General features: G+C 68.1%; 23 protein-coding genes. 11 read left to right on the top strand and 12 right to left on the bottom strand.

Features of this window, described 5'->3' with window-relative positions; all coding sequences use genetic code 11:
* The first annotated feature begins 140 nt into the window (after positions 1 to 140).
* The 3 genes from AC1DSO_RS01925 (at position 141) to AC1DSO_RS01915 (ending at position 3,051) form a co-directional block, all read left to right on the top strand.
* Positions 141 to 317: a hypothetical protein gene (locus tag AC1DSO_RS01925; protein WP_477067227.1), complete on the top strand. Its 177-nt coding sequence runs from the start codon at positions 141 to 143 to the stop codon at positions 315 to 317.
* A 92-nt stretch (positions 318 to 409) separates the two neighbouring features.
* On the top strand, positions 410 to 2,395 hold the full coding sequence (locus tag AC1DSO_RS01920) for an OPT family oligopeptide transporter (RefSeq protein WP_477067226.1): 1,986 nt from the start codon (positions 410 to 412) through the stop codon (positions 2,393 to 2,395).
* A gap of 8 nt (positions 2,396 to 2,403) precedes the next feature.
* On the top strand, positions 2,404 to 3,051 hold the full coding sequence (locus AC1DSO_RS01915) for a glutathione S-transferase family protein (RefSeq protein WP_477067225.1): 648 nt from the start codon (positions 2,404 to 2,406) through the stop codon (positions 3,049 to 3,051).
* Here AC1DSO_RS01915 and AC1DSO_RS01910 read toward each other — a convergent pair.
* Positions 3,045 to 3,743, bottom strand: coding sequence for a GNAT family N-acetyltransferase (locus AC1DSO_RS01910; RefSeq protein ID WP_477067224.1), 699 nt, complete (start codon positions 3,741 to 3,743; stop codon positions 3,045 to 3,047). The two genes, AC1DSO_RS01915 and AC1DSO_RS01910, sit on opposite strands and share 7 nt — an antisense overlap.
* An 8-nt stretch (positions 3,744 to 3,751) precedes the next feature.
* On the bottom strand, positions 3,752 to 4,366 hold the full coding sequence (locus AC1DSO_RS01905; RefSeq protein WP_477067223.1) for a TetR/AcrR family transcriptional regulator: 615 nt from the start codon (positions 4,364 to 4,366) through the stop codon (positions 3,752 to 3,754).
* A gap of 98 nt (positions 4,367 to 4,464) precedes the next feature.
* Here AC1DSO_RS01905 and AC1DSO_RS01900 point away from each other — a divergent pair, with 98 nt between their 5' ends.
* Positions 4,465 to 5,751, top strand: coding sequence for an MFS transporter (locus tag AC1DSO_RS01900; protein ID WP_477067222.1), 1,287 nt, complete (start codon positions 4,465 to 4,467; stop codon positions 5,749 to 5,751).
* Positions 5,752 to 5,773: 22 nt separating this feature from the next.
* On the opposite strand, the gene AC1DSO_RS01895 is transcribed toward AC1DSO_RS01900, so the two are convergent.
* Positions 5,774 to 5,980, bottom strand: coding sequence for a DUF3126 family protein (locus AC1DSO_RS01895; RefSeq protein WP_477067221.1), 207 nt, complete (start codon positions 5,978 to 5,980; stop codon positions 5,774 to 5,776).
* A gap of 51 nt (positions 5,981 to 6,031) precedes the next feature.
* Positions 6,032 to 6,964, bottom strand: coding sequence for a LysR substrate-binding domain-containing protein (locus AC1DSO_RS01890; protein WP_477067220.1), 933 nt, complete (start codon positions 6,962 to 6,964; stop codon positions 6,032 to 6,034).
* A 73-nt stretch (positions 6,965 to 7,037) separates the two neighbouring features.
* Here AC1DSO_RS01890 and AC1DSO_RS01885 point away from each other — a divergent pair, with 73 nt between their 5' ends.
* Positions 7,038 to 7,196 carry a hypothetical protein gene (locus tag AC1DSO_RS01885; RefSeq protein ID WP_477067219.1) on the top strand — a complete coding sequence of 53 codons (159 nt, stop codon included), beginning with the start codon at positions 7,038 to 7,040 and terminating at the stop codon, positions 7,194 to 7,196.
* 125 nt (positions 7,197 to 7,321) lie between these two features.
* Here the strand turns inward: AC1DSO_RS01885 and AC1DSO_RS01880 are convergent, their stop codons facing one another.
* From AC1DSO_RS01880 to AC1DSO_RS01870, 3 genes are all read right to left on the bottom strand, one after another.
* Positions 7,322 to 8,107 (bottom strand): glutaminyl-peptide cyclotransferase, encoded by a 786-nt coding sequence (locus tag AC1DSO_RS01880; RefSeq protein ID WP_477067218.1) that lies wholly within the window; start codon positions 8,105 to 8,107, stop codon positions 7,322 to 7,324.
* A gap of 30 nt (positions 8,108 to 8,137) precedes the next feature.
* A complete protein-coding gene (gene cysE, locus AC1DSO_RS01875) occupies positions 8,138 to 8,968 on the bottom strand; it encodes a serine O-acetyltransferase (protein ID WP_477067217.1) in 831 nt (276 codons plus the stop codon).
* Between the two features lie 81 nt (positions 8,969 to 9,049).
* Positions 9,050 to 9,655 carry an NUDIX domain-containing protein gene (locus AC1DSO_RS01870; RefSeq protein ID WP_477067216.1) on the bottom strand — a complete coding sequence of 202 codons (606 nt, stop codon included), beginning with the start codon at positions 9,653 to 9,655 and terminating at the stop codon, positions 9,050 to 9,052.
* A gap of 116 nt (positions 9,656 to 9,771) precedes the next feature.
* Between AC1DSO_RS01870 and AC1DSO_RS01865 the strand changes: the two genes are divergently transcribed.
* The 4 genes from AC1DSO_RS01865 to AC1DSO_RS01850 are packed head-to-tail and all read left to right on the top strand — an operon-like array spanning position 9,772 to position 11,644.
* Positions 9,772 to 10,389, top strand: a complete 618-nt coding sequence (locus AC1DSO_RS01865) for a nitroreductase family protein (RefSeq protein ID WP_477067215.1) — start codon at positions 9,772 to 9,774, stop codon at positions 10,387 to 10,389.
* A gap of 52 nt (positions 10,390 to 10,441) precedes the next feature.
* Positions 10,442 to 10,732 (top strand): hypothetical protein, encoded by a 291-nt coding sequence (locus AC1DSO_RS01860; protein WP_477067214.1) that lies wholly within the window; start codon positions 10,442 to 10,444, stop codon positions 10,730 to 10,732.
* Between the two features lie 37 nt (positions 10,733 to 10,769).
* On the top strand, positions 10,770 to 10,934 hold the full coding sequence (locus AC1DSO_RS01855) for a hypothetical protein (protein ID WP_477067213.1): 165 nt from the start codon (positions 10,770 to 10,772) through the stop codon (positions 10,932 to 10,934).
* Positions 10,931 to 11,644, top strand: coding sequence for a hypothetical protein (locus AC1DSO_RS01850; RefSeq protein ID WP_477067212.1), 714 nt, complete (start codon positions 10,931 to 10,933; stop codon positions 11,642 to 11,644). Before AC1DSO_RS01855 ends, AC1DSO_RS01850 begins: the two co-directional genes overlap by 4 nt.
* On the opposite strand, the gene AC1DSO_RS01845 is transcribed toward AC1DSO_RS01850, so the two are convergent.
* The 3 genes from AC1DSO_RS01845 to queF all read right to left on the bottom strand — a co-directional run bounded on the left by AC1DSO_RS01845 (position 11,641) and on the right by queF (position 14,076).
* The gene (locus AC1DSO_RS01845; RefSeq protein WP_477067211.1) at positions 11,641 to 12,396 is read right to left on the bottom strand and encodes a LytR/AlgR family response regulator transcription factor; all 756 of its coding nucleotides are present in this window, start codon (positions 12,394 to 12,396) and stop codon (positions 11,641 to 11,643) included. The genes AC1DSO_RS01850 and AC1DSO_RS01845 overlap by 4 nt on opposite strands.
* Entirely contained in the window at positions 12,396 to 13,538 is a 1,143-nt protein-coding gene (locus AC1DSO_RS01840; protein ID WP_477067210.1) for a sensor histidine kinase, read from the bottom strand. Before AC1DSO_RS01840 ends, AC1DSO_RS01845 begins: the two co-directional genes overlap by 1 nt.
* Positions 13,539 to 13,620: 82 nt before the next feature.
* Positions 13,621 to 14,076 carry a preQ(1) synthase gene (gene queF, locus AC1DSO_RS01835; protein WP_056049582.1) on the bottom strand — a complete coding sequence of 152 codons (456 nt, stop codon included), beginning with the start codon at positions 14,074 to 14,076 and terminating at the stop codon, positions 13,621 to 13,623.
* 96 nt (positions 14,077 to 14,172) lie between these two features.
* On the opposite strand from queF, the gene AC1DSO_RS01830 reads away from it, so the two are divergent.
* A complete protein-coding gene (locus tag AC1DSO_RS01830; protein ID WP_477067209.1) occupies positions 14,173 to 14,976 on the top strand; it encodes an SDR family NAD(P)-dependent oxidoreductase in 804 nt (267 codons plus the stop codon).
* Positions 14,977 to 15,223: 247 nt separating this feature from the next.
* Positions 15,224 to 15,916 carry a TorF family putative porin gene (locus tag AC1DSO_RS01825; protein WP_477067208.1) on the top strand — a complete coding sequence of 231 codons (693 nt, stop codon included), beginning with the start codon at positions 15,224 to 15,226 and terminating at the stop codon, positions 15,914 to 15,916.
* 67 nt (positions 15,917 to 15,983) lie between these two features.
* Here AC1DSO_RS01825 and AC1DSO_RS01820 read toward each other — a convergent pair whose 3' ends face one another.
* Together AC1DSO_RS01820 and AC1DSO_RS01815 are read right to left on the bottom strand one after the other, a co-directional pair.
* Positions 15,984 to 17,261, bottom strand: coding sequence for an MFS transporter (locus tag AC1DSO_RS01820; protein WP_477067207.1), 1,278 nt, complete (start codon positions 17,259 to 17,261; stop codon positions 15,984 to 15,986).
* A gap of 171 nt (positions 17,262 to 17,432) precedes the next feature.
* Complete coding sequence (locus AC1DSO_RS01815; RefSeq protein ID WP_477067206.1) at positions 17,433 to 19,841, bottom strand: TonB-dependent siderophore receptor; 2,409 nt, start codon at positions 19,839 to 19,841, stop codon at positions 17,433 to 17,435.
* Positions 19,842 to 20,054 lie beyond the last annotated feature (213 nt).

The raw sequence follows: 20,054 nt of genomic DNA, 5'->3' as shown, positions 1-20,054 counted from the left end.
TCCTCGCCGGTTTCGCGAGCGGCGCATTGGCCCAAACCCAGTCCTCGCGCTCGCAATCTCCGCCCCAACGCACCGAGATATCCCCCGGAGCGGCCAGGTATGAGAACGTGAGCAACCAGGCCAAGCTCTGGCGGCAGAGCATGACCGACACCCCCCAGCCGGAGGTCACCCAGGATCAACGGCGCCGCGCCCAAAAGGCGGTCGCCCTGATCAAGGCCAACCGTTGTGAGGACGCCTACAACCTGGCGCTGGCCGAGCAGGATTACCAGCTAGCTCTCAACATCGCGGGGACCTGCAAGGCGCACTTTCGCCAGTAGACGCCCGGGCCGGCCAAGGTTCGTCAAAATCGAGACTTGAGTTTGAGGCGGTCGGACGTGCAAGGTCCGGCCGCCTTTATACTTTTTTGGACATGTTCATGGCCGACACCGAAGCGCCGCGCACGGAATTGACCCTTCGCGGGATCATACTCGGCGTCCTGATCACCCTGGTCTTCACCGTCGCCCAGGTCTATCTGGGCCTCAAGGTCGGCCTGACCTTCGCCACCTCGATCCCCGCCGCCGTCATCTCGATGGCCCTGCTGCGGGCGTTCAAGACCTCGACCATTCAGGAAAACAACATCGTCCAGACCATCGCCTCGTCGGCGGGGACCCTGTCGTCGGTGATCTTCGTGCTGCCGGGCCTGCTGATGATCGGCTGGTGGGCGAACTTCCCCTACTGGCAGGTGTTCGGCGTCTGCGCGGCCGGCGGCGTGTTGGGCGTGGCCTATTCGATCCCGCTGCGCCGGGCCCTGGTCACCCAGTCCGACCTGCCCTACCCCGAAGGCGTCGCCGCCGCCGAGGTGCTGAAGGTCGGCTCCAGCTCGCGCGAAGGCGCGGAAGAAGGCAAGGCCGGCCTGTTCGCCGTGACCGCCGGCGCGATCACCTCAGCGCTGTTCGCGGCCTTGGCCGCCGCCAAGATCTTCGCCGCCGAAGTGGCCGGCTACTTCAAGGTGGGGGCCGGCGCGACCGGCCTGGGCGCCTCGGCCTCGATGGCCCTGATCGGCGCTGGCCACATCATGGGCATTACGGTGGGCGTGGCCTTCATCGTCGGCCTGATCATCGCCTGGGGTATCGCCACCCCGATCCTGACCGCGATAGCCCCGTGGACCGGCGACGTCGCCACCCACGCCGTAACCGTCTGGCGCACCCAGGTCCGCTTCATCGGCGCCGGCGCGATCGGCGCCTCGGCGATCTGGACGCTGGGTAAGCTGGCCGTGCCCGTCTGGCGCGGTCTGATGGCCGCCCTGGCCGCCAGCGCCGCCCGCAAGTCAGGCGAAGGCGTGATCCCCCGGGTCGAGCAGGACATTCCCATCAACCTGGTCGGCCTGATCGTCCTGATCGTCCTGGCCCCGTCCGGCTGGCTGCTCTACGATTTCCTGGCCGGCGGTCCGCTGGCGGGCCTGGCCGTGCCGCTCGTGCTGGCCGGCGTGGCCTTCATGGTCGTGGCGGGCCTGTTCGCCGCCGCCGTCTGCGGCTACATGGCCGGCCTGATCGGCGCGTCCAACAGCCCGGTCAGCGGCATCGCCATCCTGTCGATCCTGGGCGCCTCGGCCATGGTCGGCGCGATCGGCCACGCGACCCTGGGTCCGGACGCCAACACCGCGATGATCGCCTTCGCCCTGTACGTCACCACCCTGATCATGGCCGTGGCCGTGATCGCCAACGACAATCTGCAAGACCTGAAGACCGGCCAGTTGGTCGACGCCACGCCGTGGAAGCAGCAGGTGGCCCTGATGATCGGCGTCGCCGCCGGCTCGGCCGTCATCCCGCCGGCCCTGGAGCTGATGAACCGCGCCTGGGGCTTCGCCGGCGCGGCCAACCTGCAGTCGGTGGCGACCAATCCGCTGCCCGCGCCGCAGGCGACCCTGATCTCGACCCTGGCCAAGGGCGTGATCGGCGGTCAACTCGAGCTGCACATGCTGACCGTCGGCGTGATCGTCGGCCTGGGCCTGGTCCTGATCGACGAGACCCTGCGCAAGCTCAGCGCCAACAAGTACGCCCTGCCCCCGCTGGGCGTGGGCCTGGCCATCTACCTGCCCAGCGCCGTGACCGCCCCCGTGGTGGTCGGCGCGGTCGGCGGCTGGCTTTATGAAAAGTGGGTCCGGAAGGGCCCCAACGCCGAGGGCGCCGAGCGCCTGGGCGTGCTGGCCGCCTCGGGCTTCATCGTCGGCGAGAGCCTGTTCAACGTCGCCTATGCCGGCCTGATCGTGGCCACCAACAAGGACTCGCCGCTGGCCGTCCCGTTCGCCCCGTCCGAGACCGTCGGCATGATCCTGGCCGCTATCGTCGGCGTCGGCCTGCTGGTCTGGCACTATGTCTGGGCCAAGGGCGCGGCGGCGCGGTCGGCGAAGATTTAGGGCCGCGAATGCTGAAGGTCTGGAGTCGCCGCTCCTCCTTCAACGTCCAGAAGGTGCTGTGGCTGGTGGGGGAGCTTGGCCTTCCCCACCAGCATATCCCCGCCGGCGGCGACCACGGCGGGCTCGACGATCCTGATTTCCTGGCGATGAACCCGCACGGCCGGGTTCCGGTCATCGACGACGACGGCGTGGTCGTCTGGGAATCGCACGCCATCCTCCGCTATCTGGCCGCGCGTCACGGCGGTCCCGCCTGGTGGGCGAACGAGCCCGCCGATCGCGCCCAAGCCGACGGCTGGATGGACTGGGCGCAGACCGCTCTACAGCGGGACTTCCTGACCGGCGTGTTCTGGGGCTGGTACCGCACGCCGAAAGACCAGCGCGACAAGGCCGCCGTCGAGACCGCCATCGCCGCCTGCGCCCGCCATTTCCGCCTGCTCGATCGAGTTCTGGCTGACCGCCCATTCCTGGGTGGCGACGCGCCAAATCTGGCCGACATCCCCGCCGGGACGCATCTCTACCGCTACTACGAACTCGAGATCGACCGGCCCGCGACACCGAACGTCGAGGCCTGGTACGCCCGCCTGCGCGATCGTCCCGCCTATCGCGAGCACGTCATGATCCCGTTCGGCGAGATGAAGGGGCGACTGGCCTACTGAGCCGGCCTCAGGATCGTGAACACCACCTCGCGGCGGCCGCGATAGCCCAGTGACTCGTAGAGGCCGATGGCGGTGGCATTGTCGGCGTAGCTGTGCAGGAAAGCCCTCTCGCCGCGCGCCAGGATCTTGGCGGTGACCTCGCGCAGCAGGCGGGCGGCGTAGCCCATGCCGCGATGGTCGGGATGGACGCAGACGCCGCTGGCCTCGGTATAGCCGTCGGGCCGCATCCGCTCGCCGGCCATGGCGACCAGTTGGCCATCGACCCGTACGCCGATAAAGTCGCCGAGTTGATGGGTGCGGCCGAAGAACGGACCGGGCTTGGTTAGGGTGGCCAGGGCCAACATCTCGGCCGCGTCGGCATCGCCGAGCGCCAGCATGTCGAACGCCACGTTCCGAGCGGGCGCGACCTCGATGGCCTCCATCTGCAGGCATAGCGCGCTGGAGACGATCTCGGTCCCTGGCACGGGCGGCGGCGCGGTCGGCTCGACGAGACCAACGGTCCCCTGGGCCCGCACCAGTTCGCCCAGCGCGGTCAGGCTTTCGGGGCTTTCATCGACTGTTCCGGCGAACAGGCCGAAGTCCGGATGCATCCGCAGCGCGCCGCCGTGATGCACGGCCAGATGGCTCTGACGGCCCGTCAGGGTCGAATAGGCGGGACGGTCCAGAACGTGGGCGAGGACGTGAGCGGTCATGCCCCCATTCAAGCCGGACAATAGGCGGCGATCAACGCCTTCGCGGCCCCGACCACCGCCTTGGCGGGCTTGTCGTCGCCATCGAACATCTGGCTGGAGGTGAAGACCCCCTCGATCAACAGCATCATGGCGTCGCCGACGACCTGGGGATCGGACGCGCCCATCTCGACGGCCTTGGCCCGCAGCCGGTCGCGCAGCTGCTGCTTGTGGACTTGGGCGACCTGGCGGCCCGCGTGCTGGCGGTCGGGATATTCGACGACGGCGTTGGAGAGGTTGCAGCCGCGATAGTCGTCGCCGCCCGAGCGATCGGCCAGGCCCTGGAAATAGGCGACCATCTGGGCCTTGGGATCGTCGGGATGCAGGGCTTCGGCCGCCTCGAAGCGGTCCCAGAAGCCGGTCTCGACCTCGCGCAGCACGGCGGCGACCAGCTCGTCCTTGGACTTGTAGCTGCGGTACAGGCTGGGCTTGGTCACGCCGGCGCGGGTGACGATCTCGTCCACGCCCACGGCCCGGATGCCCTCGCGATAGAACAGCTCGCGCGCCGTGTCGAAGATGCGATCGGCGGCGCGGGCGGCCGGCGCGTAGGGCCCGGCGAGGATCTCTTCTGGGGTTCTTTTAGACATTTTCGAACATGGCGCTTGACGATGTCACTTACCGGTACGTATGTAGCCAATCAAGCCCGTACCGATCGGTTACATCGCCTTCCATATCGAGAGACGACATGCCTACAGCAAGCCCCCTAGCAAGCCAGAAGAGGCCGTTCGGGCAGAACTATGCCTTCGTGGTCGCCAGCGCGATCTTCTTCGCGCTGCTGGCCGCCGCCGGCCTGCGCGCCGCGCCCGGCGTGCTGATCCTGCCGCTGGAGAAGGCCTTCCACTGGGACCGCGCCTCGATCTCGCTGGCCGCCGGCGTCGGCATCTTCCTCTACGGCCTGACGGGGCCGTTCGCGGCGGCGCTGATGCAGTCGTTCGGCCTGCGCAAGACCGTGGCCCTGGCCCTGGTGATGATGTCGATCTCCACCGGCCTCTCGGCCTTCATGACCGCGTCCTGGCACTATGTGGCCACCTGGGGCGTGCTGACGGGGGTGTCGAGCGGCGCCGTCGCCATGGTGCTGGGCGCGACGATCGTCAATCGCTGGTTCGTGGCCCGGCGCGGCGTGATGCTGGGCCTGTTGTCCGCCTCGACCGCGACCGGCTCGCTGATCTTCCTGCCCGGCATGGCGGTGATCGCCGAGCACGGCGGCTGGAAGCCGGTGGTGCTGACCGTCTCGATCGTCTGCCTGGTCCTGGCCCCGCTGATGTGGCTGCTGATCCCCGAGCGCCCGGCCGATGTCGGCCTGAGGCCCTACGGCGCGCCGGACGACTATGTGGCCCCCGCCCCGCTGAGCGGCGGCAGCGCCCTCTCCTACGCGTTCGGCGCCCTGGGCCGCGCGGCCAAGACCCGGACCTTCTGGCTGCTGTTCCTGGGCTTCTTCATCTGCGGCCTGACCACCAACGGCCTGGTCGGCGTGCACATGATCGCCTTCTGCGGCGATCGCGGCATGCCCGAGGTGCGCGCCGCCGGCCTGCTGGCGCTGATGGGCCTGTTCGACCTGGTCGGCACCACCGCCTCGGGCTGGCTGACCGACCGCTATGACAGCCGCAAGCTGCTGTTCGTCTACTATTCGCTGCGGGGCCTGTCGCTGATCTACCTGCCCTTCTCGGACTTCTCGGTGGTCAGCCTGTCGGCGTTCGCGGTGTTCTATGGGCTGGATTGGCTGGCCACCGTGCCGCCGACCGTGCGGCTGGCCTCCGAGGCGTTCGGCGAGCGCGACGGCCCGATCGTGTTCGGCTGGATCGCCGCCGGCCACCAACTGGGCGCGGCCACCGCGGCCATCGGGGCCGGCGTCATCCGCGCCAGCCAAGGCCAGTACGTCGAGGCCTTCATCGTCGCGGGCGCCGCGGGCCTGGCGGCCGGCGTCGCCTCGCTGATGATCCGCCGCGCGGTCCCCAAACCAGTCCTGGCCTGAGGCGCGCGGCGATCACGAAGGTTTAGTCCAGGTCTTCGGCGAGGATGGCCATCTCGAACATGAACGAGCCGTCCTCGTCCTCGTCCTGGAAGACCACGCCGATGAACTCGCCGGCCACTTCGACCTCGGCCKAGTCCTTCTGCTTCGGGCGCGGCTTCACGGCGATGTGCGGGTTGCCGAAGGTGCGCTTCAGGTGCTTTTCGAGCTTGGCGACGGTCGTGGCGTCCACGGGGGGCCTCTTGTTCTAGCTGAGCGCCCGGGGAGCGCCTTCGGGGCGAAACTAGCGACCGGCGCGAGAGTCGCAAGCCGCTTCCGGCGGATGAGGTGTGGACGCTCCTTCGGCCAGCAGCCAATCGCGGAAAAGAAGCGCTTGCTCGGACGCATTCTCCCGCGGCGTCAAAGCCACGATCAGGGTTTGGCTGAAGGCAAAGCCCAACGGAGCCACAAGGCGTCCGCTATCCAGGTCCCGCTGGGCGAAAGCCCACGGCGCGACAGCCACGCCCATTCCGGCGACCGCCGCCTCAAGCATGTAGAAGAAATGGTCGAACTCTTGCTCGCGCGGGGCAGGCGGAAGGCTCCCAGCGCCAGTGTCGCGAATCCATTCACTCCAACTTTGTGGGTAGGTTCGTGTCTGGAGGCGGGGGGCGGCGCAGACGCTCGAAAAGTCCACGACACCCCTGGCCGCAAGCTCCGGCGCCATCACCGGGCCGTGGAAGTGACGCATGAATGGGACGGCCACGGAGTCCTGATAGTCAGCGTCTCCCGTCCATCGCATCCGGATCGCCAAGTCGATGCCGTCGTCATTGAAGTCGAACGGCCCATTTGACTCAGCGACCCGCACCGGAATGTCCGGATGAGCGGCCTGGAATGCCGGCAGGCGCGGGATCAGCCACTTCATGGCGAAGGTCGGCATGCAGGAGACGACCAACGGTCTTGGCCCGACCTGAGCCGGCCGCGGCACGGCGGCCTCGATCTGGTCGAAGGCCGGCGACAGGGCCTGGGCCAGCTTCAGCCCCGCCTCGGTGATCCGCAGCCGCGAGCGCGGCCCCTCGGTCAGCGCGACACCAAGTTGCTCCTCCAGCTGGCGGATCTGGCGACTGACCGCGCCATGAGTCACGCACAGCTCGTCGGCGGCCAAGGTCATGCGGCCATGCCGGCCGAACGCCTCGAAGGCGCGCAGGGCGTTCAGCGACGGCAGTTGGCGGCGGGCCATGTGAAGAAACCTCACAGAAGGCCGACCGATAAGTCGTTATCCGGACCCGTGCAACCGGGGGATAGTCGCGCCCATGCCGCCCGCCGATCCCAGACGCGTCACCCTTCCCCAGGTCCTGGCCCTGATGGCGATCTGGACCGCCGTGATCTACGGAGTCACCGCCAAGCGGCCGCCGGACGCCGAACAGATATCGATGAAGGGAAAGCCCATCGCCTGCGCCAAGCAGAGCTAGGCCCCAGACAGGGGTGAGCCCCGGCGGCGTGCTCGCCGGCCGGGGCTCGGTCCGCCCACTAGGTCGGGGGGGCGTAGAGGGGCGGACGTGAGATTAACGCCATCCCTAAAACCCGGTTCCGCCGCTTACCGCCCTGGCGCGAGTTTTATTTCGAAAAGTTTGGGCCACAGCTTGCCGGTCACGAACAGCCGGTCCTTGGCGGCGTCATAGGCGATGCCGTTCAGCACGTCGTCGCGGGTCCCGGTGACGCCGGCTTCCTTCAGAAGGCCCGCCAGCTCGACCCAGCCGGTGACCTCGCCAGTCGCCGGATTGATCCGCGCGATGCGGGTGGTCTGCCAGATATTGGCCAGCAGCTCGCCCTTCACGAATTCCAATTCGTTCAGGCTCCGGACCGGGACGCCGTGGTCGGTGACCTCGATGCGGCCCGTCTCTTTCAGGGTCTCGGGATCCAGGAAGCGGATGAACGAGGTGCCGTCGCTCATGATCAGCCGCTTGTCGTCGCGGGTCAGGGCCCAGCCCTCGCCCGGATAGCTGAACTCGCCGATCCGCTCGAAGGTGTCGATGTCGTAGATGAAGCCGATCTCGTTGGTCCAGGTCAGCTCGTAGAGGCGGTTCTTCCAGTCGACGATGCCCTCGCCGAAATAGCGGGAGTCGACCATGCGCTCCTGCTCGGAAAAGCCGGTCTCGAGGTTCCATTTGCGGATGAACGAGCGGCCGGCCAGGCCGGTGCTCTCGAACATGAAGCCGTCACGATAGAACAGGCCCTCGGTGAAGGCGTTCGCATCGTGGGTATAGGTCTTCACGATCGTGTAGCCGCCGACGGGGGCGGTCTTCTGCGCCCATGCGGGCGCGCCGACGGCCAGGACAGCCGCCAGCGCCAGGCCGCTCAGGCTACGAACAAGGGCCCGCACTCAGATCTCGCCCACTCAGATTTCGCCCATTCAGATTTCGTAAGAATAGACGGTCTCGGCCAGGGTGTGGTCCATGGTCTTGGCCGGCTCCTCGCAGGTCGGGCAGTTGACCAGGCGGGCGGGCACGCCGGCCGCCGTGCAGTGGGCCGGCACGGGGCGCAGCACCACCGAGCCCGAGGCGACCTTGGCGTAGTCGCCGATGATGATGTTGCCCAGCACCTTGGCCCCAGCGCCCAGCAGGACGCCCTTGCCGATCTTGGGGTGACGGTCGCCGCGCTCGGCGCCAGTGCCGCCCAGGGTCACGCCATGCAGCATCGAGACGTCGTCGCCAACCACCGCGGTCTCACCGATGACGATGCCGGTGCCGTGGTCGATGAACACGCCCTTGCCGATCTTGGCGGCGGGATTGATGTCGACCTGAAAGACCTCGCTGGACCGGCTCTGCAGGTAGAAGGCCAGGGTCTCGCGGCCCTGATGCCACAGCCAGTGCGACACGCGATGGGTCTGCAGGGCCAGGAAGCCCTTGAAGAACAGGAACGGCTGGACATAGCCCTTGCAGGCTGGATCGCGCTCGAACACCGCCTTGAGGTCGGCCTCGGCGGCCTCGACGATCGACGGATCGCTCTCGAAGGCGTCGGCGGCGAACTCGCGCGCCGTCATCGCCCGCATCTCCTGGTCGCCCAGCTTGCGGGCCAACTGGAAGGTCAGGGCGTCGGCCAGATTGTCGTGGCTCAGGATCACCGCATTGAGCAGCGAGGCCAGGGCCGGTTCGTCCTTGGCCGCGTGTTCGGCCTGGTTGCGCAGGGCCGCCCAGACCGGGGTCTGGGTGTCCGGCGTCACCACTTCCAGAGGCTTGGCCATCGGGCTCTCCCTTGCCTGCAGGCGCGATACATAGAGCATCTTGGTTGACGATGCCCCAATTCAAGCGACCGACGCCGCCTTTTACAGGATGAGAGCCGCCAGGTCGCCCGGCAGTTCCCCTCGCACAGCCATATGGTGCGTCCTGAGCAATAGCGCCACCGTGATTGCGTCGGGCATATGACCGGCCGTCGCCGCGTCCAGCGCCTCCCGGAAAGGAACCCGCGCGATCGCCAGGTCCTCGGTCTCGTCGGGGGCCGTGTCGGTGGGCGACAGATCCATGGCCAGGAAGCCGTAGGCGATCTCGTCGGTGACGGAGTTGGAGAGCTCCATCCGCAGGATCAGTCGCCAGTCGGCCGCCCGCAGCCCCACCTCCTCGGCCAGTTCGCGCTTGGCGCCGTCCAGCGGATCCTCGCCGTGCGGCGCGCCGCCCTCGGGCAGCTCCCAGCTGTAGTTGCTCAGGGCGAAGCGGTTCTGGCCGACCAGGGTCACCGTGCCGTCCTCGTGCAGAGGCACCACGCCGATCGCCTGGTTCTTCATGACGACCTTGCCGTAAAGCGCCGGCCGCCCCGTGGGCGCGATCGCCTGGTACTCGGTCAGGGTGATCCAGGGATTGTCGTAGACGACCTTGCTGGACGAAACGCCCCAGGGCTTGCCGTGCGGCCGGAGCCAGGCGGGCTTTTCAGACATCGACGCTCCAAACTTGTCGGCCGCACCGGTTTATCGGCCGCGCCTAGTTTAATCCTGACCGTACAAGGCCTACCTGATCGGGCCTATATCGCTTGTGTCGCTTCGTGGAGATCGTCTTGGCCGGTTCCGTTCCTCCCGCGCCCGAATTTGGTGAAACCCTGCCGATCGAGGCTTCGGCGGAGGTCGTCGCCTTCCTGGCCAAGCGCCGCTCGGCCTCGGCCATGACCCTGGCCGCGCCGGGGCCGGACGACACCCAACTGGCCGACATCCTGCGCCTGGCCGCGCGCGTGCCCGACCACGGCAAGCTGGCGCCCTGGCGGTTCGTGATCCTGAAGGGCGCGGCCAAGGACGCTTTCGCCGAGAAGATCACCGCCCTGGCCAACAGCCAGGAGAATCCGGTCAAGGCCAACGCCGCCCTGCGCAAGCTGACCCGTCCGCCGGTGGCGGTGGCCGTGGTCTCGCGGTTCATCCCGGGCGAAATCCCCGAATGGGAGCAGCGCCAGAGCGCCTCGGCGGTTTGTCATCAGATGCTGTTGGCCGCCGCGGCCCTGGGCTGGGGCGCCAACTGGATCACCGACTGGTACAGCTACGACCCGCGGGCCACGGCGATCCTGGGCCTGACCGAGGACGAGAAGCTGGCCGGCTTCCTCTATCTGGGCACGGCGACCGAACAGCCCCAGGAGCGCCAGCGTCCGGACGTGGCCGCGATCACCGGCGAATGGAGCCCGGCCTAGGGAGCGTAGCCTGGGATTGGGCGTTGGTTCAGCAGCAAGCGAGGACACCGACATGGCGCGACGCAAGGATCCCTGGACCAGCCTGGCCTTCGACAGTTGGGCGCTGGGGTTGGAGGCCTCGTCGGTCATCGGCCTGCGCATGATGAAGCTGGCCGCCGGCGGCGCCGCGGCCCAGGCCGAGGCCCAGCTGATGGTCGGCGAAAAGGTGGCGGCCGGCCTGACCTTGCCGATGCTGGCCATAACCGGCCAGCTGGGCGCGTCCGGCCCCGCGATCGCGTCGCAGTCCCTGGCCCACCTGCGCAAGAAGGTGCGCGCCAACCGCCGGCGGCTCTCCAAGAGCTAGACTTGGCGAAACGGCCGACAGGAGTCATATTCAGCGCATGAAAGTCACCTCGACCGAAAATCGCAGGGCGCTTCTGAAAGCCCGTGAGAAGTACGGCACGTGGTCGGAAGTGCTCAAGCACGCCGTCCGCGGCAAGGACGGCATCCTGCGCGTGCCGCGCATCGACGACGAGGACGAACTGGCCGCGCGTAAGGCCGGGTGACGTTCAGCTTCAATCTCGTTCTGGCGCTGTTCCTGTTGGCGCCGGGCTTCGCCTTCGTGATGGGCGTCTACTACGGCGGTCCGCGCACGAAGCTGGAGCCAACCCCGCCGCCGCCCAATTCTCTGCTCGCACTCGCTCTGGTCACCAGCGGCGCCCTCGCCGCGCACCTGGCCTGCGCGGGATTTTACGCCGTCTGCGAACTCATCGCCCTGTGGGCGAAGGCCAGTTGGAGCCTGCCGCATCCCAACCCCTATGTCGTCGCCCTGGGCCTGAACGGCGCACCGGACCGCTATCGTGAGTTCGGCCTGTTCTGGGCCCTGCTGAACCTGACGGGCCTGTCGGCGGCGACCTTTGGCGCGACCCGCGTCTTCATCGACTGGCGCCTGCGCAAGCACAGCCGCATTCGTGGCGCTCTCTATGGCTGGATGTCGGAAGCCACGATCAGCGAAAGCGCCATCGCCTATGTCGTCACCACCCTGGAGCTGGACGGCGCGGCTGTCGGCTATGAGGGCTTGGTGGAATACATGACGCTGGACTCATCCAAACAGATCGTCTCGCTGGTGCTGAGCGACTGCGAGCTGTTCACCATGGTCGCCAAGGGCGGCATGGTCCATCGCGTCCGCAACCCGCGTGAGGAGCCGCTGGAGAACATCGTCCTCGGGCGCGAGGCGATCCGCAACATCGCCTTCACGCCAGTCGGTACGATCTAGGTTTCTTCGACCGCCAGCCCCAGCCGCGCCTGCACCGCCTTCACATAGGTCGGCCCCACCGGCACGGCGACGCCGTCGCGCAGGATGAGCGCGATCAGGCCCTTGCCCAGGCGGTTGACCGCCTCGACGCGGTCGGGGCTGACGAAGGCCGAGCGATGGACGCGGATCATCTTGTTCGGGTCCAACCCCTGCTCCAGCGCACTCATGGTGATGCGGTGGATATGGCTGCGGGTGGCCGTGTGCAGCAGGACATAGTCCTTGGCCGCCTCGATCCAGTCGATCTCGCTGACCGCCACCCGGATGTGGCCTTGGCGGGTAGCCACCCAGATGCCGTCCAGATCGTTGTCACGGATCGGCGCGGCCTCGGCCTGTTCGAAGGCCTTCTGCAGGGTCCGCCGGCGGCGGGCCCGCTCCACCGCCTGGCGCAGGCGGTCGAAGCGAACGGGCTTCAGCAGATAGTCGGCGGCCTCGACCCCAAAGGCGTCGGCGGCATAGACCTCGAAGGCGGTGACGAAGACGATCTCGGGCCGCGCCTCGACCGGCAATTGCGACGCCAAGGCCAAGCCGCTCAGCTCCGGCATCTGGATGTCCAGCATCACCAGGTCGGGCGAGAGCTCGGCGATCGCCTGGCCCGCCTCGCGACCGTTGCGGGCCACGCCCACCAGCCTGGTGTCGGGGATTTGGGCGAAAAGGGCCGATAGCCGCTCCAGGGCGGCGGGCTCGTCGTCGACCAGCAGGACCTTCAGTGTCATCACGCCGCCTTCGCCCCGGGCGTCACGGCGGCCGGATCAAGCCGCAGCGGGAGGCGCAGCAGCACCAGAAAGCCCCGCTCGCGCGGCGCGGCCTGCAGCACGCCCCGCGCGCCGTACAGCACCTCCAGCCGCTGGCGGACATTGGTAAGGCCCACGCCCACTCGTCCGATTTGAGAGCTGGCGGCATGGTGCGCCGCCTCGCCGTCGTCCTCGACGATGATCACCAGGTCGTCGGCGTCGCGCGACACTTCCAGGCGCACGGTCACCGGACGGCTGGTCGGGGCGACGCCATGCTTGATGGCGTTCTCGATCAGGGGCTGCAACACGAAGCTGGGGACCAGGGCGGCGCGCAACTCGTCGGGACACGAGAACTCGACCCCCAGCCGGTCGCGGAAGCGCACGCTCTCGATCTCCAGATAGGCCTGCAGTGTGGCCAGCTCGTCCTCCAACGGGATCATCGCCTCGGGGTCGGCGGCCAGGGTCAGGCGCAGGAACTCGGCCAGGCGAGCCAGCATCGACTCGGCCTCGTCGTTGCGGCCGGTGATCACCGCCGACGAAACGGCGTTCAGCGTGTTGAACAGGAAGTGCGGGTTCAGCTGGTAGCGCAGGGCCGCCAGCCGCGCGGCGCTGGCTTGGGCCTCGGCCGCCAGGGCCTGGGCCCGGGCGTCAGCCAGCTGCCGCTCATGCTCGCGGGTCACGCGGACGGCGATCATCATCAGATACAGCGCGCCCAGCAGGGCGAACATCCAGGCTCCGACCAGGAACTGGCTGGCGGCGCGGGCGGCCATCACGCGCGGGGCTGGATGGACGCCATCGAGCGCCGTGCGCAGGTGGCCGCCGATCAGCATGTCCGAGGTCGCCATGACCAGGGCCAGGCCCACCACCGTGGGCAGCAAGGCCGCGAACCGCACCGGCCGGCCGTCCTGTAGCGCACGGCTGGCCCGGACATAGACCAGGCCCGACAGCAGCGCGCCCAGGCCCATGAACAGGAAGTGGCTGGCCAGCACGCCCGGCAGCGGGGTCTTGCCGCTGGCCAGATACGGCAGGGCGAACAGCAGCGTGTCCAGCCCCCAGATGCCCAGGGTCAGAAGCAGCGCCTGCCTGAAAAGGTCCGACTTCAGCCCGACGTCGATATCTTTCATGGGCGCAGTCTAGCGGAAGGCGCGCCGCGCGCAGCCCTCTCGGACGCGCCGGGATCCGCTTTCGTCGCTCCGCCGCGTGTACTCAGCCGCGGCCGCGATACGGCGCGACGCCCTGGTCGGGGACCCACAGGCCCTCCGGCGCCGGGCCGGTCTGCCAGAACACGTCGATCGGGATGCCGCCGCGCGGATACCAGTAGCCGCCAATGCGTAGCCAGCGCGGCTGGGCGATCTCGACGATCTTGCGGCCGACCTTGACCGTGCAGTCCTCGTGGAACGAACCGTGGTTGCGGAAGCTGGTCAGATACAGCTTCAGCGACTTGCTTTCGATCAGCCAGTCGCCCGGCGCGTAGTCGATCACCAGGTGCGCGAAGTCCGGCTGTCCGGTCACCGGGCACAGCGAGGTGAACTCCGGCGCGACGAAGCGGGCCAGGTACAGCACGTCGCTCTGCGGATTGGGCACGCGCTCGAGGACGGCGGCCTCGGGGTTTTCGGGGGCGTCGACGACGCGGCCCAGCTGGGTGACGTTCAGATCGGTCATCGCCGCGATTTAGGCTTCCCGGCCCCGCGAGACAAGCCGCTTGGCCCCGGCTACAACGTCGCGAACAAGTGTTTGCCTCGCGGCTGGGAGAGAACGATGTCGGGACGGGACTTCGACGGTTTCACGGTGGTGGTCACGGGCGCCTCCACGGGCCTGGGCCGCGCGATCGCGGTGGAGACCGCCCGGCGGGGCGCGGGCCTCGTGGTCGTCAACTTCGCCCGCAGCGCCGAGGAGGCCGAAGAGACCGCCCGCCTGATCGAGGCCGAGGGCTCCAAGGCGGCCCTCGTCCAGGGCGACGTCGCCGCCGACGAGGACTGCCGCAGGATCGCCGCGGCCGCCGACGCCACGGGTCGGATCGACGCGCTGTTCAACAACGCCGGCGTCACCAAGTTCGCTCCCGACCACGCCGATCTCGACGCGGTCAACGCCGAGGACTTCCTGCGGCTCTATTCGGTCAATGTGGTCGGGGCCTTCCAGATGGTGCGCGCCGCCCGCTCGCTGCTGGAGGCCGCCCCGGCCCCGGGAGCCGTAGTCAACACCGCCTCGATCGCCGGCGTGGTCGGCAACGGCTCGTCGGTGCCCTACGCCGCCTCGAAGGGGGCGATGACCACCATGACCCTGTCGCTGGCTAGGGCGCTGGCGCCGCGCATCCGCGTCAACGCCATCTGCCCGGGCTTCATCGACACCCCTTGGTTCGGCAAGGCCATGGACGCCGAGCGCGTCGATCGGCTGCGGGCTGGCGCGGCGGCGGCCACGCCGCTGAAGGTCGCTTCGAACGCCGAGGACATCGCCGGGGCCGCGGTCTTCCTGGCCTCGCCCGCCTCGCGCCACGTCACCGGAGAAACCCTGCTGGTCGACGCGGGCCTGCACCTGGGCGGCGCAAGTCTTTCTATGCGGTAAATACCACAGGCGAGTGGGATTCGCTTTTCCGGCGCCTGTGGCGGATATGCGCATGATCTGAAGCAAAATCGTCACAGTCCGCCCAAACTTTGAGCCACGGGCGCCCTTCTCGCTGGCGTTCCGAGTCCCCTGATTGCAACTAAGGGCGGGTCGCCGACTAATCCGACGGGGACGCAAACGCGCTTGCAGGCGCCGTCGGGGCTCGGGAACCAACCCGGGAGACGACACAGAAAAAGGGGATAGAACTATGAAAGCCATGAAGATCGCACTGGTCGCGGCCGCCGCCACCGTCGCGCTGAGCGGCGCCGCGATGGCCGAGGAGCTGAAGCTCTCGTACAACCTGGGCGTCGCCAGCGACTACGTGTTCCGCGGCGTCAGCCAGACCCAAGAAGATCCGCAAGTGTTCGGCGGCGTCGACGCCGCCTACGGCATTGGCTACGCGGGCGTCTGGGCCTCGAACGTCGACTTCGGCGCCGACGACCCGACCGCTGAAATCGACCTGTACGCCGGCGTGAAGCCGACCATCGGCGACACCAACCTCGACCTGGGCGTCGTCTATTACGGCTATCTGGAAGACAAGGGCCTGACCCCCGGTTCGTACAGCTACGTCGAACTGAAGGCCGCTGCTTCGCACGCCTTCGGCCCGGCCACCCTGGGCGCCGCCGTCTACTACTCGCCGGAATATCCGGGCAAGGGCGGCAACGCGACCTACGTCGAAGCCAACGCCGCGATGCCGATCGCGCCGAAGCTGACGCTGTCGGGCGCCGTCGGCCACCAGGCCATCGAGAACTACGGCAACTACAACACCTGGAACCTCGGCGTCAGCTACGCTCTGACCGACAAGCTGTCGGCCGACCTGCGCTACCACGACACCGACGAACACAACTTCGGCAAGATCTACGACAGCCGCATCGTGGTCAGCCTGAAGGCCGCGTTCTAAGCCTCTCCGCTTAGTCCGAAAAGACGAAGCCGCCCCGGGGGACCGGGGCGGCTTTTTCTTTGGCCGGTTACGTGGCAGGGGCTTTCGGCGGCCGCATGGCCAGCACCGCGACAAACACCACCGCCGTCACCGCCGCGAACAGCTGGAAGGTCGGGGCGAAGCTTCCCAGCCGGTCGCGCATGGCCCCGGCGATGAACGGTCCCGCCGCCGAGACGGCCCCGACCAGGCAGGTCAGCGAGAACAGCTCCAGATTGCTCTGGCGGCCGTAATAGTTCAGCAGCAGCACGGTCACCGCCAGCACGGTGAGACCGAAGCCGACCCCCGTGCCGATGGCGTAGACCAGCATCAGCCCCGGTGTCGCTGCGTGGGCCAGGGCCAGCAGGCCCGCGACCAGCATCCCTTGGGCCAAGACCAGCAGCCAGCGCGGATCGACCCGGTCGCCCAGCGCGCCGCCAGCCAGGCGGGCCAGGGTCTGCATCAGCGATTCCAGGCTCAGCATCTTGGCCGCCAGGGCCCCAGCGGCCACCGCCGCCACGCCGGCCGCGACGCCCAGCTCGGTCAGGTGGGTGACCGAAACGCTGGCCACGGTGACGCCGACCAGCAGATGGCTGAAATAGGCCGCGACCAGGATGTAGAACTGCGGCGTGCGCAGGGCCTGCTTGACCGTCCATTCGTGGGCGGTGCGATAGACGCGGGCGTCGGCGGGAGCCTGGCGGGCCTCCGCCTCGACCTCGAGATCCACTTCGTGGGCGGCCGCCGCCAGCCACTTGGCGCCGCCGACCATCAGGGCGCAGACCAGGCCCACCACGGCAGCCAGCACCGCCTGGACGATCCAGTAGAGCCGCCAGTCGTCGTGGCTGGCGCCCATCAGGCTCAGGGCCATCCACGGCCCCGCCGCACCGCCCAGCGAGCCGAAGGTGAAATAGATCCCGAACGGCAGGGCCCGCTTGCGGAACAGCGAGGACAGCACGTGGGTGCCGGGGATCAGGGCGGCCATCTGGAAGCCGACCCCGCACGCGGCCGCGCCAGCGTAGTAGCTGAGCAGGCTCTCGGAATTGGCCAGCCCCAGGAAGCCGCCGGCCAGCACCGCCGCGCCCAGCATGAGGGTCCCGCGTACGCCGATCCGGCGGATCAGGATCGCCGGCAGCCACGACGAGGCGCCGGTGAACACGCCCAGCACCGAAAAGCCCAGAAAGGCCTTCTCGAAGCTCCATTTCAACTCGCCGATCATCGCCGGCAAAACCACGCCCAGCGAGCCGTAGGTCGAGGCGGTGATCAGGAACAGCAGCAGGCTGAACCCGGCCAGCAGCAGCCACGGACGGAAGCGGTCTTCGACTTGGGTCATAGGTATCTCCTCCTTACCCGTGAAACGGGGGAGGTGGCGCGATGCGAATACGCATCGTGACGGAGGGGGCGTCGTGCGGCGGCTGCGCCCCCTCCGTCACGTCGCCTATCGGCGCCGCGCCACCTCCCCCGTACGCTTCGCTACGGGTGAGGAAGGTAAGGTTCATCCGCATCAGAACGTCCGCTTCAGGGTGGCCCGCCACTCGCGGCCCTTGCCCGGCAAGGCGCCGAGGTTGGCGTAGGTGTCGGCGTCCGGGGTGAAATAGAACTTGTCGAACAGGTTATCGATATTGACCGACAGGGTGTACGGCCCACGGTTCACGAAAGCCGAAGCATTGACCAGGGTGTAGGCCGGATAGCGCACCGCATTCTGCACGGTGCCCGCCGTGCGGCTGACGTGGCTGACCCCGACGGTCGCGCCCGCCTGTCCCCAGTCGTAGCCCTTGCTGGTATAGGTCCCGTACAGGCTGACCACCGACTTGGGGATCAGGGTGTAGGCGTAGTCGCCGCTTCGCCCCGGCAGACCGGCGAAGCTCCACACCACATAGGAGCCGCCATAGGCTTGAGCGCCCGGAACGCCGGCGGTGTAGGCGGGAATGTACTGGAACGACGCGTCCGGCCCCTTCACCGTCGTGCGCTGGCTGTTGCCGGCGAAGGTGAACGACAGGCGCTCTGAGGCCAGCCAGCGGACCTCCAGCTCGACGCCCTTGGCGCGCGTGCCCTGGACGGTCGGCGGCGAGATGGCGCCGGCGATCTGGGTGCGGTTCTGGCGGTAGGCGGCCAGCGAGCCGATCAGGGTCCCGCGCAGCAGTTGGAACTTGACCCCCGCCTCGGTCAGGTCGGAGCTGGACAGCCACGAACCGTCGGCCACCAGGTTCGGGGCGATGTCGCCGGCCTGGCTCATCTCCAGCGCGGCGGCCTTGGCGTAACTGACATAGGGCATCAGGCCGATCGGCAGCTTGTAGGTCAGGCTGGCGCTATAGGTCGCCTTGTTCCGGTCGTCCTTCTGCTGGCCCGCGACCACATAGCTGAGGAAGCCGGTGTCCTGGCTCTCGACCTCGTAGTGGTCCCAGCGGCCGCCCAGCACCAGATTGAAGCGGCCGGCCTCGATGTCGGAGGTGACGAAGACGCCGGTCTGCTTCCAGGTCGAGCGATTGTCGTTCTCCCAGCGCAGGCCGATGCCGCCCGGCTCGTCGTCGAACGGGCTGTCGATGGTGTCGGTGGGCGTAGCGCCGAAGCTGATGTCGCGGCGGTCCAGGGCGATCAGGCCGCTGTTGTAGCTCTCGCGGCGGCGGCCCTTGAACCAGCGACGCGAGGCGCCCGTCAGGGTGCGGGCGTGGACGACGCCGAGGTCGGCCGGGAAGGCGTAGGTCAGACGGACCTCGCTGACCTTGGCGTCGGTCGCCGACGGATAGCCGTACGAGACGAAGCGCTTGTTGTCCTGGCGGTCGTGGAACAGCTGCAGCTTCAGCGACCGGTCGCCGCCCAGGTCCTTGGCCAGGTCGAAATAGAGGGTCTGGGTGTTGGTCTTCGAGAAGTCGGCCGGGCTGATATAGACCGTGCGGCGATCCAGCTTGGTCGTGCCGACGCCGATGTCGAGCGTGTGGGCCGCGTCGCTGCTCGGGAAGCCATAGTATGGGATGTAGAGCGCGCTGGCATAGGGATAGAAGCCGACCTCGTTAGGCGTCAGCTTGCCGTTGTGGTCGGCGTCGGCCAGGCTGGTGTCGCGGCCGGTGATGTAGTTCCGGTTGTCGATCAGATCCTGGGTCAGCCGGTTCCAGCCGGGCGTCTGCACGTCGCCGTCCGAGTGGAACATCATGCCGCCGAAGGCCGTGCTCCAGCCATCGCCGAGGTCGAAGTCGGACGAGACCTCCAGCGTCTGGTGACGCGGATAGATCCCCTTGTAATAGCTATGGCTGTCCTCGGCCTCGCCGTAGACCCAGACGCCGCCCTCGGCCTGACCCAGGGTCACGGGCGCGCCGAACTGGCCGGTGACCAGCTTCTTGTTGTAGCTGCCGAAGGTGGCGGTCACCTCCCCTTCCGGCGCGGCCAGGAACCGGCCCTCGTCGCGGGCCGATTTCGGGATGAAGTTGACCAGGCCGCCGACCTTGCCGGCGCCGTAGACCGGGGTTGGCGGGCCGCGCAGGATCTCGATCCGCGCCGCCCCGCCGATCGGCGTCGAATAGGTCCCGCGGTTCTCGACCCGCTTGAAGCCGCGGAAATAGTTCTCGGCCAGGGTGCCGCGGATGTTGAGCGCTCCGGGCACGCCGTAGAAGCTGGCGGTGTGGGTCCCGGGCGAGACCTTGGTGACGCCGTCCAGGGTCAGCACCCCGTAGCGCTCCAAGGTCACGTCGCTGACCAGGCTGGCCGACCGCGGGGTCTCGATCAGGGGCTTGGCGAGGCCGAACACCGTTTGGCTCGGCTGCTTTTCCAGCAGGCCCGCCTTGTCCCGCGCCACGATGATCACGGCGTCGACCTGATCGGCGACCTGGGGCTCGGTCGCTCTTGCCTCGGCATGGGCGGCGATCATGCTCGACAGCACCAAGACGCTGGCGGACAGCAGGACGTTTCTGGACGGCATTATGGTCGAACCTTCACGCCGCCAGGCGGGGAGTCCCGGCGGTCTAGGTTCCGATATCTGGGGATGACCCGGCGTCCGTCAAAATGCCTTCTGACATTTCAGTTTAGATTATGAGGGCGCTGTGGCGGGAAAGTCGCAGCTTATGTAAGGGCGATGAAATCCTCCCCCAGCGGGGGAGGTGTCGGCTCGAAGAGACGACGGAGGAGGAAGAGG

The organism is Caulobacter sp. P4_E5, from assembly GCF_056401555.1.
The sequence above is the reverse complement of the archived record's forward strand: the minus strand, read 5'-3'. Positions and strand labels throughout refer to the sequence as shown.

Bases quoted from the DNA above. Each gene is read 5' to 3' on its own strand.
- AC1DSO_RS01925 (WP_477067227.1), top strand. From the start codon at position 141: ATGACCGACACCCCCCAGCCGGAGGTCACCCAGGATCAACGGCGCCGC.
- AC1DSO_RS01920 (WP_477067226.1), top strand. From the start codon at position 410: ATGTTCATGGCCGACACCGAAGCGCCGCGCACGGAATTGACCCTTCGC.
- AC1DSO_RS01915 (WP_477067225.1), top strand. From the start codon at position 2,404: ATGCTGAAGGTCTGGAGTCGCCGCTCCTCCTTCAACGTCCAGAAGGTG.
- AC1DSO_RS01910 (WP_477067224.1), bottom strand. From the start codon at position 3,743: ATGACCGCTCACGTCCTCGCCCACGTTCTGGACCGTCCCGCCTATTCG.
- AC1DSO_RS01905 (WP_477067223.1), bottom strand. From the start codon at position 4,366: ATGTCTAAAAGAACCCCAGAAGAGATCCTCGCCGGGCCCTACGCGCCG.
- AC1DSO_RS01900 (WP_477067222.1), top strand. From the start codon at position 4,465: ATGCCTACAGCAAGCCCCCTAGCAAGCCAGAAGAGGCCGTTCGGGCAG.
- AC1DSO_RS01890 (WP_477067220.1), bottom strand. From the start codon at position 6,964: ATGGCCCGCCGCCAACTGCCGTCGCTGAACGCCCTGCGCGCCTTCGAG.
- AC1DSO_RS01885 (WP_477067219.1), top strand. From the start codon at position 7,038: ATGCCGCCCGCCGATCCCAGACGCGTCACCCTTCCCCAGGTCCTGGCC.
- cysE (WP_477067217.1), bottom strand. From the start codon at position 8,968: ATGGCCAAGCCTCTGGAAGTGGTGACGCCGGACACCCAGACCCCGGTC.
- AC1DSO_RS01870 (WP_477067216.1), bottom strand. From the start codon at position 9,655: ATGTCTGAAAAGCCCGCCTGGCTCCGGCCGCACGGCAAGCCCTGGGGC.
- AC1DSO_RS01860 (WP_477067214.1), top strand. From the start codon at position 10,442: ATGGCGCGACGCAAGGATCCCTGGACCAGCCTGGCCTTCGACAGTTGG.
- AC1DSO_RS01855 (WP_477067213.1), top strand. From the start codon at position 10,770: ATGAAAGTCACCTCGACCGAAAATCGCAGGGCGCTTCTGAAAGCCCGT.
- AC1DSO_RS01845 (WP_477067211.1), bottom strand. From the start codon at position 12,396: ATGACACTGAAGGTCCTGCTGGTCGACGACGAGCCCGCCGCCCTGGAG.
- AC1DSO_RS01840 (WP_477067210.1), bottom strand. From the start codon at position 13,538: ATGAAAGATATCGACGTCGGGCTGAAGTCGGACCTTTTCAGGCAGGCG.
- queF (WP_056049582.1), bottom strand. From the start codon at position 14,076: ATGACCGATCTGAACGTCACCCAGCTGGGCCGCGTCGTCGACGCCCCC.
- AC1DSO_RS01830 (WP_477067209.1), top strand. From the start codon at position 14,173: ATGTCGGGACGGGACTTCGACGGTTTCACGGTGGTGGTCACGGGCGCC.
- AC1DSO_RS01825 (WP_477067208.1), top strand. From the start codon at position 15,224: ATGAAAGCCATGAAGATCGCACTGGTCGCGGCCGCCGCCACCGTCGCG.
- AC1DSO_RS01820 (WP_477067207.1), bottom strand. From the start codon at position 17,261: ATGACCCAAGTCGAAGACCGCTTCCGTCCGTGGCTGCTGCTGGCCGGG.
- AC1DSO_RS01815 (WP_477067206.1), bottom strand. From the start codon at position 19,841: ATGCCGTCCAGAAACGTCCTGCTGTCCGCCAGCGTCTTGGTGCTGTCG.